11 protein-coding genes are annotated in these 13,339 nt (G+C 57.3%); 7 read left to right on the top strand and 4 right to left on the bottom strand.

Going from position 1 to position 13,339, the window contains the following annotated elements; translation table 11 throughout:
- Positions 1-62: 62 nt before the first annotated feature.
- Positions 63-2,696: a PqiB family protein gene (locus tag D8B20_RS09665; protein ID WP_145888679.1), complete on the bottom strand. Its 2,634-nt coding sequence runs from the start codon at positions 2,694-2,696 to the stop codon at positions 63-65.
- Positions 2,665-3,909 carry a membrane integrity lipid transport subunit YebS gene (gene yebS, locus D8B20_RS09660; RefSeq protein ID WP_145888678.1) on the bottom strand — a complete coding sequence of 415 codons (1,245 nt, stop codon included), beginning with the start codon at positions 3,907-3,909 and terminating at the stop codon, positions 2,665-2,667. The genes D8B20_RS09665 and yebS overlap by 32 nt, the downstream gene beginning before the upstream one ends.
- A gap of 218 nt (positions 3,910-4,127) precedes the next feature.
- Here yebS and msrC point away from each other — a divergent pair, with 218 nt between their 5' ends.
- The 4 genes from msrC to htpX all read left to right on the top strand — a co-directional run bounded on the left by msrC (position 4,128) and on the right by htpX (position 8,567).
- Positions 4,128-4,628 carry a free L-methionine (R)-S-oxide reductase MsrC gene (gene msrC / locus D8B20_RS09655; RefSeq protein ID WP_145888677.1) on the top strand — a complete coding sequence of 167 codons (501 nt, stop codon included), beginning with the start codon at positions 4,128-4,130 and terminating at the stop codon, positions 4,626-4,628.
- 96 nt (positions 4,629-4,724) lie between these two features.
- Positions 4,725-5,405 carry an RNA chaperone ProQ gene (gene proQ, locus D8B20_RS09650; RefSeq protein ID WP_145888676.1) on the top strand — a complete coding sequence of 227 codons (681 nt, stop codon included), beginning with the start codon at positions 4,725-4,727 and terminating at the stop codon, positions 5,403-5,405.
- Positions 5,406-5,425: 20 nt separating this feature from the next.
- On the top strand, positions 5,426-7,465 hold the full coding sequence (prc, locus tag D8B20_RS09645) for a carboxy terminal-processing peptidase (RefSeq protein WP_145888675.1): 2,040 nt from the start codon (positions 5,426-5,428) through the stop codon (positions 7,463-7,465).
- A 220-nt stretch (positions 7,466-7,685) separates the two neighbouring features.
- On the top strand, positions 7,686-8,567 hold the full coding sequence (gene htpX, locus D8B20_RS09640; protein WP_145888674.1) for a protease HtpX: 882 nt from the start codon (positions 7,686-7,688) through the stop codon (positions 8,565-8,567).
- Between the two features lie 129 nt (positions 8,568-8,696).
- Here htpX and D8B20_RS09635 read toward each other — a convergent pair whose 3' ends face one another.
- On the bottom strand, positions 8,697-10,079 hold the full coding sequence (locus tag D8B20_RS09635; RefSeq protein WP_145890511.1) for an MFS transporter: 1,383 nt from the start codon (positions 10,077-10,079) through the stop codon (positions 8,697-8,699).
- A gap of 187 nt (positions 10,080-10,266) precedes the next feature.
- On the opposite strand from D8B20_RS09635, the gene kdgR reads away from it, so the two are divergent.
- Complete coding sequence (kdgR, locus tag D8B20_RS09630) at positions 10,267-11,061, top strand: DNA-binding transcriptional regulator KdgR (protein WP_145888673.1); 795 nt, start codon at positions 10,267-10,269, stop codon at positions 11,059-11,061.
- A gap of 36 nt (positions 11,062-11,097) precedes the next feature.
- Here the strand turns inward: kdgR and D8B20_RS09625 are convergent, their stop codons facing one another.
- The gene (locus D8B20_RS09625; protein WP_145888672.1) at positions 11,098-11,334 is read right to left on the bottom strand and encodes a YobH family protein; all 237 of its coding nucleotides are present in this window, start codon (positions 11,332-11,334) and stop codon (positions 11,098-11,100) included.
- A 216-nt stretch (positions 11,335-11,550) separates the two neighbouring features.
- Here D8B20_RS09625 and D8B20_RS09620 point away from each other — a divergent pair, with 216 nt between their 5' ends.
- Both D8B20_RS09620 and D8B20_RS09615 read left to right on the top strand, forming a co-directional pair.
- Positions 11,551-11,826 (top strand): YebO family protein, encoded by a 276-nt coding sequence (locus tag D8B20_RS09620; RefSeq protein WP_145888671.1) that lies wholly within the window; start codon positions 11,551-11,553, stop codon positions 11,824-11,826.
- 18 nt (positions 11,827-11,844) lie between these two features.
- A complete protein-coding gene (locus D8B20_RS09615; RefSeq protein ID WP_145888670.1) occupies positions 11,845-12,855 on the top strand; it encodes an MBL fold metallo-hydrolase in 1,011 nt (336 codons plus the stop codon).
- Positions 12,856-13,339: the final 484 nt, after the last annotated feature.

Below are 13,339 nucleotides of genomic sequence, written 5' to 3'. Positions count from 1 at the left end.
AAATTGAGCGCGAAGTGTAACACGCAGAACGTAAACGGGCAGCCCGCAGGCTGCCCGTTTGCTTAATTGGGCGACGGAATGGCCGTGCCCCAGCTGCGCCACTCTTTCGGCGCTTCATCCTGCAACAGGAAGTGCTTGTTCGCGCCTGCCTGCGGCGCCAGCGGCACCGTCGGCGGGGTGGCAAACTGGATGCCGCCGCGAATAAACTGCTGGAACGTCCCGGTTTTTACTACGCCGCCAATCAGGCCAAAATCAAGGTTATAGCCCGAGGCCAGCCAGAACACCGAGTTGTTACGCACCAGATGCTGATACTTCTTGCTGATGCGCAGCGCAATCTGCACGCGATCGGCCATATTGCCCAGCGAGGTGCCGGTGACGGTTCCCACTTCCACGCCGCGGAACAGCACCGGCGTTCCAATCGACAGCGAGCCCGCTTCTGCTGCATCAACATAAATGTTCAGTCCGTTCAGGTAGCGAGAGTCGGTGATAGTGCTCTCCTGCAGCTCAAAGCTGCGCGCCTGGGCACCTTTACCCGGATCAACGTTCACGTAAGGCTGCAGCAGCGTTTCCAGGTGATTCACCCCCGCCGGTGAAATCTCCGGTGACACCACCGAGAAGCGGCTGCCGAGGCGGGCAAAGTCCTGCACGTATTCGGGATACAATACCGCTTTCGCCACCACCTGATTGTTATCCTGGCTGAGCGCCAGCGATTCAACCTGGCCCACGTTGATGCCGAGGTAACGGATTGGCATCCCTGCTGCCAGTTTGCTGGCATCAAAGGTGTGCAGCGTAATCTGGCTGCCCACGGCGCGCGCAGCGGTTTCCGACGGATAGAGCACGCGTTTCGCCCCTTTGGCTGCCTGCGCACCGCTCAGGTTATCAAAGCTGATAGCGCCTTTCAGCGCCCGGTTCAGCGGTGACGCCTGGACGGTTAACCCGCTGCCGTTGAGCTGCACTTTAGCGCCGCCTTCGGCCCAGAATACGCTTTCGCTGGTCAGCAGCTTGCGGTAGTGCGGCTGAATATGGACGGCAATCTCAAACGCATCGGCGCGTGGCACCACGTCGACCACTTCACCGACCTGGAAGCGACGATACAGCACGACCGAGCCCGCCTGTACATCGGGCAGGCTGTTCGCCGTCAGCTTCAGCGTGGTGGGCGGCTGATCGCCGGTGATGCCTTCCTGCGCACGCTCTGCATCCGCAAACAGCGGATAGCGGCTGGAGGGCTGGCCTTTCGCGCCCGGAATCAGGCGAATACCGCCATCCACCCATTCGCGCGCGCTGGCACCCAGCACCTGCATCCCATCCAGGCCAAACTTCACGTCAAGGCGGCTGTTGACAATAAATTTGCTGTCGCCGTGCACCAGCCCGCGGTGCGCCGGGTTGATGGCCACCACAAAGGTGATGCCCCCGGCATCCAGTTTGCGCGAGATAACCTGACCGATCTTCATCCCGTGCAGCATGACCGGCTGGCCGGCATCAATGCCGTAGGTTTCCGGCGCGCTCAGCTGGACCGTCAGCACATCCGGCGTCTGCAGCAGGGTTTCGGTCGGTGGCAGCACGATAAAGTGATTCTGCGGCTGGCCTTCACCCGGCACCAGTTCCAGCGTGTTACCGGTCAGCAGGCTGCTGAGGCTGGTATCTGTCAGGCTCAGCTTCGGCGCGCGCATCTCAATGCGTGTCCCGCTGCGCATCAGCCCGGTGACGGAAGGGTCGATGGTCAGTTCGCCGCTGACTTTCCCGTCAGGCAGCAGGGTGAGTTTGGTCAGGGTGCCGACTTCCAGCCCCTGATACATCAGCGGGGTGCTGTCTGCTTTCAGATTATTGCCGCCGGGCAGATCGAGGCTAATCTGCACGCCGCGCTGGCTGCGTGCCAGATCGGGATAAAGCTGATAATTTTCGTCGCTGTTCGCCTGCTCACCGTTTTCCGGTGAATCAAACGCAATCGCACCGTTTACCAGCGCCGCCAGGCTCTCCAGCTTCACTTTTGCCCCGCTCAGGCTGACATCCGCATTCACCCCGGAGACGTTCCAGAAGCGGCTCTGTTTCTTCACCAGATTCGTGAAGCGCCGCTCGATCAGCACATCGACGGTTACGCCATCGGTATTGCTGTTGATGCTGTAATCGTACACCCGGCCAACCGGAATCTTGCGGTAATAGACCAGCGAACCGGTGTTAAGCGAGCCGAGATCCGGCGCGTGCAGGTGAATCAGCAACTCGCCGGTGTTAACGCGGTATTTGGGCTGGGTGTCCAGCGCGGTGAAATGGTCGCGCTCTTTGCCATCGCCCGGCATCATGCCGATATAGTTACCGCCCACCAGGGCATCGAGGCCGGATACGCCGGCCAGCGAGGCTTTGGGTGTGACCAGCCAGAACTGGGTGTTTTCCCGCAGCGCATCACGCATATCGCTCTTGATGCTGGCCTTGATCTGGATGCTGCGGTAGTCATCGCTCAGCACGATGCCCTGTACCGTGCCCACTTCCACCCCCTGATAGCGGACAGGCGTCCGCCCCGGCACGATGCCGTCCGCCGTCTGGAAGTTAATGGTGATGGTGGTGCCGCGTTCCTGATAGTTGGTCCACAACAGCCAGCCGGCGATCAGCAAAGCGATAATGGGCAATAACCAGAACGGCGAAATCTTGCGTTTATTTCGCAGACTGGCGCTAGTCGGTGTAGTCGGCGTTTCCTGTTGCATGTGCATCCCAGATCAGGCGGCTATCCAGCCACTCAACGGCCATAATGGTCAGGATGACCGCGGCGCCAAAATAGAACGCGGCGGGTCCCATGGTAAAAGCCAGCAGCTGGTCACGGTTGACCAGCGACATGGTTAAAGCAATAACGAACAGATCCAGCATCGACCAGCGGCCCACCCAGGTGACGGCACGCAGCAGGCGAATGCGGGTTTTCAGACCCTGCTCACAGCGGAAATGGATGCTGAGCAGCAGGGTCAGCATGACCAGCACTTTGGTAAAAGGCACCAGAATACTGGCGATAAACACCACGGCAGCCACCGGGATATTGCCGGAAGCGAGGCCGAGAATACCGGAAAAGATGGTGTCTTCGCGCCGCGATCCGTTGACATACACCACCGAGATCGGCAGCAGGTTGGCCGGAATCAGCAGCACAATTGAGGCGATAAGCGCCGCCCAGGATTTCTGCAGGCTGTGGCGGCGACGAAAATCAAGCGGCGTATGACACCGCGTACAGCGCCCGCGCTGATCGGGCATGCCGGTAAAGTGACAGTTCAGGCACACCTGCCACTCTTCCGGTGGCGTTGTCGGCACCGCCTGCGGATAGTAATGTTCCCAGAGTTGTTCAACGTTAAGGTGGATCAGCGTCAGCAGGCTCATGACCGTCAGCGCGATATAGGCCACCAGGCCGTAGCCCACCTCCAGCGAGGCGTAATCCTGCACCTTGATGGAGGCCACGGCGACGCCAACCAGATAGATATCCAGCATCACCCACTCTTTGAGCTTTTCCAGCATCAGCAGGACCGGTCGCAGGTTCATGCCCAGCGCGTTGCCAACCCACAGGTAGCCAATCCCGGCTACCAGCGTCGCCGGCGCGCCAATGGTGCAGAAGGCCACCATGGCGGCGGTCAGGACATTGCCCTGCTGCGCCATCTGCAGCACCCCTTCAAACAGGCTGGCATTGATGCGCATGCCCAGCAGGCGGATGTCCACCAGCGGCAGGCTGAAAGCAAACGGCATCAGCACCAACATGGTCACGGCCATGGCGGTAAGCCGCGTCATGGACCAGTCGCGCCCATCCTGCACTTTGGCGTGGCAGCGCGGGCAGTAGGCTGTCTGGTGCGATTTCACATCCGGTAAGGAAAAAAGGGTATCGCATTGCGGACAACGCTGATAACGTGCGTGGGGCAACGTCTGGCTGATGGCGTGAATTTTCATAGGTGACGCAAGTGGCCCATCGTTCGTTACGGATACCGGCATGTCAGGCAGATAAATTTTGCCTGCACTATTTTGTGGTACGAGATTAGTCTCAAACACAGACTGCTAAGGGTATAGTAACAAACGCGATGATTCACCTTGTGAGGCTGGATTATTAGTGCTTATTTTAACGACTGAGTGACACGTGGGTCACGCCAGTGATGAGTTATGGTTAAACAATGAACAAAAAAGCCTTTTACGAGGATTTAAATCGCGATGTCCGTGCACTGCTGGCGGGCGAAACCTCTTTCCTGGCCGCGCTGGGCAACTGCAGTGCGCTGCTGTTTGAACGCCTGGAAGGCGTTAACTGGGCGGGATTCTATCTGCTGACCGAACCGGATACGCTGGTGCTTGGCCCGTTTCAGGGCAAAATCGCCTGCGTGCGTATTCCGGTCGGCAAAGGCGTGTGCGGCACGGCGATGGCAGAAGATAAAGTACAGCGGGTGAACGACGTGCACGCGTTTCCGGGCCACATCGCCTGTGACGCGGCCAGCAATGCTGAAATCGTGATTCCTCTGAAAGTGAATGGCACGCTGGTGGGTGTGCTCGACATCGACAGCACGGTCTATTCGCGCTTCGATAGTGAGGATGAAGCGGGGCTGGTGGCCCTTACTGACGGGCTTTGTGACGTGCTTGCGGGCAGCGACATCGTAAAATTTATTCAGCCTGCGCGTAGCTAATCGACTGGATCACATAGCATTTGGCGATGTTGTCATTATAATGTCGCCTGTTCATGCCTGCTCTGGTCGGCAAATCCGTTGTAATCAGGAAATTTCATGGAAAATCAACCCAAGTTGAATAGCAGTAAAGAAGTCATCGCCTTTCTGGCCGAGCGTTTTCCGCACTGCTTTAGCGCCGAAGGTGAAGCGCGTCCGCTCAAAATCGGTATCTTTCAGGATCTGGTGGAGCGCGTTCAGGGCGAAAACAGCCTGAGCAAGACGCAACTGCGTTCGGCTTTACGTCTTTATACCTCCAGCTGGCGTTACCTCTACGGCATTAAAGCCGGTGCGACGCGTGTCGATCTCGACGGCAACGCCTGTGGCGTGCTGGACGAGCAGCACGTTGAGCATGCGCGTAAGCAGCTGGAAGAAGCCAAGGCGCGCGTTCAGGCGCAGCGCGAGCAGCAGCGAGCCAAAAAGCGTGAAGCCGGTGAAGAGGGCGCAGAACGTCGTCCACGTAAGCCTGCACCACGCAAAGCCGCCGCTGGCGATGCACCGCGTAAACCGCGTCCTCAGGCGCCGCGCGCGGCTTCAGCCGAGCGTAACGCCGCGCCGCGTCCGCCGCGTGCTAAGCCCGTCACTGATACCTCAGCGCTGCAGCCGGGTCAGAATATCAAAGTCAAAGCAGGCAAAAGTGCAATGGACGCGACCATCCTGGAAATTACCAAAGATGGCGTTCGGGTACAGCTCGCTTCCGGCCTGGCAATGATTGTGCGCGCAGAACACTTGCAGTTCTGAAACGGAGGCCCGACCCAGGCATGAACAGCATTTTTAAGATCGGTATGATCGCGGGCCTGCTGCTGGCAGGCCCCTCCTTTGGCGCCGATAACCTGACCCGCGCCGATCAGATTCCTCAGCTACACGAAGAAGCACAGCATCCTACCGTCAGTGAGCGCGTGACCTCGCGCTTTACCCGCTCTCACTACCGTCAGTTCGATCTGAATCAGGATTTTTCAGCGAAAATTTTTGATCGCTACCTGAATCTGCTCGACTACAGTCACAACGTGCTGCTGGCGTCGGACATCGCACAATACGCCGCGAAAAAAACCACGCTGGGTGACGAGCTGCGCAGCGGCAAGCTGGATGTCTTTTACGATCTCTACAATCTGGCGCAGAAACGCCGCTTCGAGCGCTATCAGTATGCGCTCAGCGTGCTGAACCGCCCGATGAACTTCACCGGTAACGACACCATTGATATCGACCGCGCAAAAGCGCCGTGGCCAAAAAGCACGGATGAGCTGAACGCGCTGTGGGATGCCAAGGTGAAATATGATGAGCTGAGCCTGAAACTGGCCGGTAAAGATGACAAAGATATTCGTGAAACGCTGACCAAGCGCTATAACTTTGCCATCCGCCGCCTGGCGCAGAGCAACAGCGAAGATGTGTTCCAGCTGGCGATGACGGCTTTTGCGCACGAAATCGACCCGCATACCAATTACCTCTCGCCACGCAATACTGAGCAGTTCAACACCGAGATGAGCCTGTCGCTGGAAGGCATTGGTGCTGTGCTGCAGATGGACGATGACTACACCGTGATCAACTCCATGGTTGCCGGTGGTCCGGCGGCGAAGAGTAAAGCCATTACCGTAGGTGACCGCATCGTTGGCGTCGGCCAGCCGGGCAAGCCGATGGAAGATGTGATTGGCTGGCGTCTGGATGACGTGGTGTCGAAAATCAAAGGGCCGAAGGGCAGCAAAGTACGCCTTGAGATCCTGCCTGCCGGTAAAGGAACCAAAACCCGCACCGTGACGCTGACGCGTGAGAAGATCCGTCTGGAAGACCGCGCCGTCAAAGGCACCGTGCATATGGCAGGTAAAGAGAAGGTCGGCGTGCTCGACATTCCGGGCTTCTATGTCGGCCTGACCGATGACGTCAAAGTGCAGCTGCAGAAGCTGCAGAAGCAGAACGTTGACAGCATTGTGATCGATCTGCGCACCAACGGCGGCGGCGCCCTGACCGAAGCGGTGTCGCTCTCAGGACTGTTTATTCCATCCGGTCCGGTGGTGCAGGTGCGTGATAACAATGGTCGCGTGCGTCAGGACAGCGATAACGACGGCATCGTTTATTACAAAGGGCCGCTGGTAGTGCTGGTCGATCGCTTCAGCGCCTCGGCGTCAGAAATCTTTGCCGCAGCGATGCAGGATTATGGGCGTGCGCTGATTGTCGGTGAGCCGACCTTCGGGAAAGGCACAGTGCAGCAGTACCGTTCGCTGAACCGTATTTACGATCAGATGCTGCGTCCGGAGTGGCCGGCGCTGGGTTCCGTGCAGTACACCATTCAGAAGTTCTACCGCATCAACGGCGGCAGTACCCAGCGTAAAGGCGTCACGCCGGATCTGCTGATGCCAACCGGCGTGGAAGCGGCGGAAACCGGTGAGAAGTTTGAGGATAATGCGCTGCCGTGGGATAGCATCAACGCGGCAACGTACACCAAAACCGGTGACATCACGCCACTGGTGCCGCAGCTCACCAAAGAGCATGCCGATCGCATTGCGCAGGATCGCGAGTTCCAGTACATCATGAAAGACATTGCGCGTTTCAATGCCATGAAAGACAAGCGCAATATCGTGTCGCTTAATCTTGCCCAGCGTGAGAAAGAGAACCACGAAGAAGATGCGCTGCGTCTGGAACGCATCAATGCGCGCTATCAGGCAGAAGGTAAAGCACCGCTGAAGAGCCTGGATGATTTGCCGAAGGACTATAAAGAACCGGATCCGTACCTGGATGAAACGGTGAAAATCGCTAACGATCTGGCCCAGCTGGAAAAATCCCAGCCGGCCGCCGAAACGGCGAAATAGTCGTCAGCTGCACACACCAGCACCGCTGCGGCGGTGCTTTTTTTTGCGCTAAAATCACCGTTCAGCGCCGCTTAACCCCGACGCGCGGCGAACAGTGACAAAATGTAAAGTTATGTCTTTTTAGGCACTTAAAGATTAAGGTCGCTTGAAAAGCTGCGCGATGGACATAGGATGTATATCCGCGCATAAGCGCGGGCAAAACTGAGGAAGATGAACGTTTATGATGCGTATTGCGCTTTTCCTGATCACCAACCTGGCGGTGATGTTGGTCTTCGGACTGATTCTGAGTCTGACAGGAATTCAGTCAAGCAGTGTTCAGGGTCTGATGATTATGGCAGGTCTGTTTGGCTTTGGCGGTGCGTTTGTTTCACTGCTGATGTCTAAATGGATGGCGTTACGCTCCGTCGGTGGCGAAGTGATTGAGCAGCCCCGTAACGAGACAGAACGCTGGCTGATGGAAACCGTCAGTCGCCAGGCTCAGCAGGCCGGCGTTGCGATGCCGCAGGTTGCCATTTATCACGCGCCGGATATTAACGCGTTCGCGACCGGCGCGCGCCGGGATGCATCGCTGGTGGCGGTGTCGACCGGATTGCTGCAGAACATGAGCCGCGATGAAGCGGAAGCGGTGCTGGCGCATGAAATGGCGCACATCGCCAACGGTGATATGGTCACCATGACGCTGATTCAGGGCATTGTGAACACCTTCGTGATCTTCATCTCGCGCATTATTGCGCAGGTGGCATCAGGTTTCCTGTCCGGAAACCGCGATGACGAAGAGAGCAGCAACGGCAACCCGCTGGTCTACTTTGCGGTGGCAACCGTGCTGGAGCTGGTGTTCGGTATCCTGGCCAGCATCATCACCATGTGGTTCTCGCGTCACCGTGAGTTCCATGCTGATGCCGGTTCCGCGAAGCTGGTAGGCCGCGAGAAGATGATTGCTGCGCTGCAGCGCCTGAAAACCAGTTATGAACCGCAGGAGCCCGGCAGCATGATGGCATTCTGTATCAACGGTAAAAATAAGTCGCTGAGCGAGCTGTTTATGTCGCACCCGCCGCTTGATAAGCGTATCGAAGCGCTGCGTAGCGGCCAGTACCTGAAATAGGGGTAAGCTTGTCAGTGGTGAAACCGCCATCTCACGATGGCGGTTTTTTTTTGCCGCTTGCGGCCTTCCGACGGAAGTCCTGTGCTGTCACCGCTGAGCGGGCGGCTATAGACAGTGCGGGGGAGGCCGTTACGACCCGGCAGCAGGACGCGACTGCGTCATGCGCGCCAGGCTGACGACAGCGGCCACGCTGGCAAACACGCCGGCCAGCAGCAGCGAAGCGTGGGTGCCGCTGTCGCTGAACAGATTAAACATCAGCGCAACCAGGGCGGCACCGCTGCTCTGGCCGACCAGTCGCGCCGTGCCAAGCATGCCGCTGGCTCCGCCGCTGCGATTGCGCGGTGCAGAAGAGATAATGGTGTGGTTATTGGGCGACTGAAACAGGCCAAATCCCGCACCGCACAGCATCATGCGCCAGATGATATCGCTGTCGCCGGGTTGTGATGGCAGCAGTGCCAGCAGGAACAGACCGGCAGCAAACAGCGCCAGGCCCAGCCCGCCCAGTAAGCCGGCGTGAAAACGCTCAATCAGCCGTCCGGCAATCGGTGCCATCACCATGGTCGCCAGCGGCCAGGGCGTCAGCAGCAAACCGGTGGCGACCTCATTGCGCCCCAGCACGTTCTGCAGGAAAAACGGCAGCGCCACCATCGCCAGCATCTGCGCGCAGAAAGAGCAGACCGAAGTGCCAATTGACAGCGAAAAAATCGGTATGCGCAGCAGATCTACCGGCAGCAGCGGCACCGGCATCGCCAGCTGGCGGCGAACAAATACGATACCCACCAGCAGCAGCGCCACGGCTTCGCCGGCCACCAGCCAGCCCGACTGACCCTGCGAAAAACCGCTCAGTGCCGAGATCAGCAGGCCGAAAAACAGCGCGTTCATCACCGCGCTGGGCACATCAAACTTTTGCTGCCGGGCTTTTTGTGGATTGTCCGGCAGATAGCGCAGCGCCAGCCAGAGCGCTACCACGCCCAGCGGGACGTTAATCAGAAACAGCCATTGCCAGCTGGCGATGGATAAAATCGCGGCGGCTACCGTCGGTCCTGCCGCGCTGGATACGGCCACGATCAGCGAGTTAATCGCCATGCCGCGACCCAGATAGCGCTGTGGGTAAATAATGCGAATCAGCGCGGTGTTAACACTCATCAGCGCGGCCCCGCCAAATCCCTGCAGCACGCGGGCAACCGTCAGGGTAGTGAGCGAAGCAGAGAGGGCGCAAAACAGTGACGTCAGCACAAACAGCACCAGACCCACCTGATAAACCCGGCGGTAACCAAGCATATCGCCAAGAAACGACAGGGATAGCAGGGAGATGACAATCGCAATCTGATAGGCGTTAACGATCCAGATTGACTCTGCCGGACTGGCGTGCAGCTCGCGGGCAATGGTCGGCAATGCCACATTGGCAATCGCACCATCCAGCACGGCCATCATAATGCCAAGAGCAATGGTGATAATCGCGCCGTAGCGCTGCGGGACGGGCAGGCCATCCTGAGAAACAGTCGGGGACATAGAGATGGAAGTGAAGTGAGTGAATATCATCATGCTAATCAATTTCCGCGCTGAAAGCACCGCATCCCCGACAAAAATTACGAAAGAATGTGTCACGCGGTGGCAGCCGTTGCTGCTGCAATGCCGGACGGCCTATACTGCGCTATCTGTTCCATTTTTTTTGAAACACCGTTAAAAGGATCCGGCTATGGCCAGCAGCGATAATGAAAAATCCCAACCCGATGCCGTTTCTTCGGTGATGAAGGTGTTCGGCATTCTCCAGGCGCTGGGGGAGGATCGCGATCACGGCATCACTGAGCTGTCGCAACGTGTCATGATGTCAAAAAGCACGGTTTACCGCTTTCTGCAGACCATGAAGGCGCTGGGCTATGTAGCCCAGGAGGGCGAGAGCGAAAAATACTCGCTCACGCTCAAACTGTTTGAACTGGGCGCAAAAGCGCTGCAGAACGTCGATCTGATTCGCAGTGCCGATGTTGAAATGCGCGAGCTGTCACGCCTGACGAAAGAGACAATCCACCTCGGGGCGCTGGAGGAGGACAGTATTGTCTACATCCACAAGATTGATTCCCTGTATAACCTGCGCATGTATTCGCGTATTGGCCGCCGCAATCCGCTGCACAGCACGGCGATTGGCAAAGTGCTGCTGGCGTGGCGCGATCGCACAGAGGTTAAAGCGATCCTCAGCGAAACGACATTTCGCCAAAGTACCGCGAATACGCTTACCAGCGCTGAAGCCCTGCTGGAGGTGCTGGATCAGGTTAAAGCGCAGGGGTACGGGGAAGATAATGAAGAGCAGGAAGAGGGCTTACGCTGTATCGCGGTGCCGGTATTCGACCGCTTCGGCGTGGTGATCGCCGGGATGAGTATTTCATTTCCAACTATCCGTTTTTCGGAAGAGGCGAAAAGCGACTATGTGGCGATGCTGCACCGGGCGGCGCGCAATCTGTCAGCGCAGATGGGCTATTATGACTATCCGTTCTGACGCGTCAAAACGGGCTGCTGTCAACCCGTTTTCATCTCAGTTATCCACCACTTCGCCGCTTTTTTTCAGCAACGGACAATCGGTGACGCCCACAATGCCGCTGTCAGTATGCAGATACTGTGCGGTCATCATGCCGCGCGCTGTCAGATAACTGCACTGTAAACCCAGACCCGCAGCGTTTTTGTTGCTGCCGGTCAGTACGCCATAACCGGTAAACAGCATCGCCAGCCAGATCGCGGCAATCAGCATAACCGCCCGAATCAGTAGTTTCATTTTAATCTCCTTATGTTACATAACGCAGCTGTCCTGAAAGCGCTGCGGACACTATAGTAGCAGCATGCCTCGCTTTTCCTGCCAGATCGATCAGAGATAACTGAAAGCGGCGGCGCAGGAGAGCCGGCTTTCCGCGCGCAGCCATATCTTTTCGCCGTACAACGGGTAAAATCAGCGGCGGCAGAATAAGTCTGATGTTTACTACCAGAGGCAGTTATGAACGAGTTAGCCGCAAATACCGGTCCGCTATTTAACTATGGCGTGCTGGCCATCCTGATCCTTGTGGCCTTTATTGTCTGGTTCTTCGTTAACCGGGCCAGCGTGCGCGCCAGCGAGCAGATTCAGCTGCTGGAAGCGCTGCTTGAAGAGCAGAAAAAACAGACTCTCCTGTTGCGCCGTATTGCCGACGCGCAGCCCGCGCCGGCCAGCGCACAGCAGGAAACAGAGGAGAACGGGCAGCGCGATTTTATCCGGCTGATCCCGGAGCGTTAATTTACCAAAGGAGTGAGAATGGCCTGGCACAATCCCTGGTACGATGCGTCGCTGGCGCACCATACGCCAGAAGGTTTCCGCAATCCGGAAGGGGAACTGTGCCAGCCGGGCGATTTACAGCGCTGGCGGCGGGCGCGCAGGCAGCAAAACCTGCCGCTGCCGCCGCAACACGGCTATCCGGCTTTTATTGAGACGTGGTACCAGGATGCCGATCTGAGCGGAGAAGATGATCGCATCTGGTGGCTGGGCCATGCCGCGCTGCTGATACGCCTGAACCAGCGCTATATATTGATTGATCCGGCCCTCTCCGCACGCGCCTCACCGCTGCCGTTTGCCGGCCCACGTCGCAAAACGCCCGCGCCGCTCAGCATTGCCCGCTTACCGCACCTGGATTATGTCCTGATTTCCCATAATCACTATGATCATCTTGATCGCCCGACGATAAAACAGATTGCCCGGCGGTTTCCGGCAGCGCATTTTCTGGTGCCGCTGGGGATGGCCAGATGGTGCCGGCAGCGCGGCGTGCGCACCGTCACCGAACTCGACTGGTGGCAGGCGGCGACACTTTCCGGCGTGACTTTTACCGCCGTGCCGGCGCGCCACTGGAGCATGCGGACTTTCTGGGATCGTAATCGCGCTCTGTGGTGTGGCTGGGTCATCACGCATCGCCACGTGAATGTCTGGTTCTCAGGGGACAGCGGTTACAGCGACAATCTTTCCCTGATTGCGCAACGGCTGGGCCCCTTTACGCTGGCAGCGCTGCCGATTGGTGCCTATGCACCACAATGGTTCATGCGCGGGCAGCATATGGATCCCGATCAGGCGGTCGCCTTGTGGCAACAGACTGGCCGGCCGGTGACGTTACCGATCCACTGGGGCGTGTTTGAACTGGCGGACGAATCACTGGACGAACCGCCGCTGGCGCTGGCCCAGGCGTTACGCCGCGCGGGTGAAGAAAATAACCGCTTCGCACCCTGGCGAATAGGGGAAAGCCGCAGCCTGGAAAATAAGGATTCAGAATTATCTTAGTCTGATTTTGTATAACGTTTTCTGCTGGTGCGCAGGGTTAACATCATTTTTTCCGATGAACAGAAAAAATTAAGATAAAGGCCATCCCGGCTTATGCCTGTATTTGGCGCAGTGGGAATTTTATTTTCCTGATTTTGGTGCAAAATTATTTATAACATGTACAGCCAGCATTTCTCTGTACAATATTTGAACGATGCACAAAGGGTGCATATCAGGTAAAAGATGCGGTTAAATATTTTATTTGTGCCATATTAATGCAATATTTTTCGTCCAGACTGCCGAAAGAAAAAAGCGACGATTTGCCTTTAGCCGCTGCGCTTGACGAAACGCGGGTTTCACGCTAACTACATTGACGGCTAACCCTTTTTTGCGCAGTTTACGGCTACGCTGTCAATATCACAGCGGCATATTCTGACCGGCTGACGTTAAATATGTGCGGCACGTCGATCACCCTTTAAAAATGGCTTGCGATAAATTGTCGGAT

The sequence above is a fragment of the Candidatus Pantoea soli genome, assembly GCF_007833795.1.
GTDB lineage: Bacteria > Pseudomonadota > Gammaproteobacteria > Enterobacterales > Enterobacteriaceae > Pantoea > Pantoea soli.
The sequence above is the reverse complement of the archived record's forward strand: the minus strand, read 5'-3'. Positions and strand labels throughout refer to the sequence as shown.

What these genes read in the sequence shown, in the direction of transcription:
- D8B20_RS09665 (WP_145888679.1), bottom strand. Translation starts at nt 2,696, where the DNA reads ATGCAACAGGAAACGCCGACTACACCGACTAGCGCCAGTCTGCGAAAT.
- yebS (WP_145888678.1), bottom strand. Translation starts at nt 3,909, where the DNA reads ATGAAAATTCACGCCATCAGCCAGACGTTGCCCCACGCACGTTATCAG.
- msrC (WP_145888677.1), top strand. Translation starts at nt 4,128, where the DNA reads ATGAACAAAAAAGCCTTTTACGAGGATTTAAATCGCGATGTCCGTGCA.
- proQ (WP_145888676.1), top strand. Translation starts at nt 4,725, where the DNA reads ATGGAAAATCAACCCAAGTTGAATAGCAGTAAAGAAGTCATCGCCTTT.
- prc (WP_145888675.1), top strand. Translation starts at nt 5,426, where the DNA reads ATGAACAGCATTTTTAAGATCGGTATGATCGCGGGCCTGCTGCTGGCA.
- htpX (WP_145888674.1), top strand. Translation starts at nt 7,686, where the DNA reads ATGATGCGTATTGCGCTTTTCCTGATCACCAACCTGGCGGTGATGTTG.
- D8B20_RS09635 (WP_145890511.1), bottom strand. Translation starts at nt 10,079, where the DNA reads ATGTCCCCGACTGTTTCTCAGGATGGCCTGCCCGTCCCGCAGCGCTAC.
- kdgR (WP_145888673.1), top strand. Translation starts at nt 10,267, where the DNA reads ATGGCCAGCAGCGATAATGAAAAATCCCAACCCGATGCCGTTTCTTCG.
- D8B20_RS09625 (WP_145888672.1), bottom strand. Translation starts at nt 11,334, where the DNA reads ATGAAACTACTGATTCGGGCGGTTATGCTGATTGCCGCGATCTGGCTG.
- D8B20_RS09620 (WP_145888671.1), top strand. Translation starts at nt 11,551, where the DNA reads ATGAACGAGTTAGCCGCAAATACCGGTCCGCTATTTAACTATGGCGTG.
- D8B20_RS09615 (WP_145888670.1), top strand. Translation starts at nt 11,845, where the DNA reads ATGGCCTGGCACAATCCCTGGTACGATGCGTCGCTGGCGCACCATACG.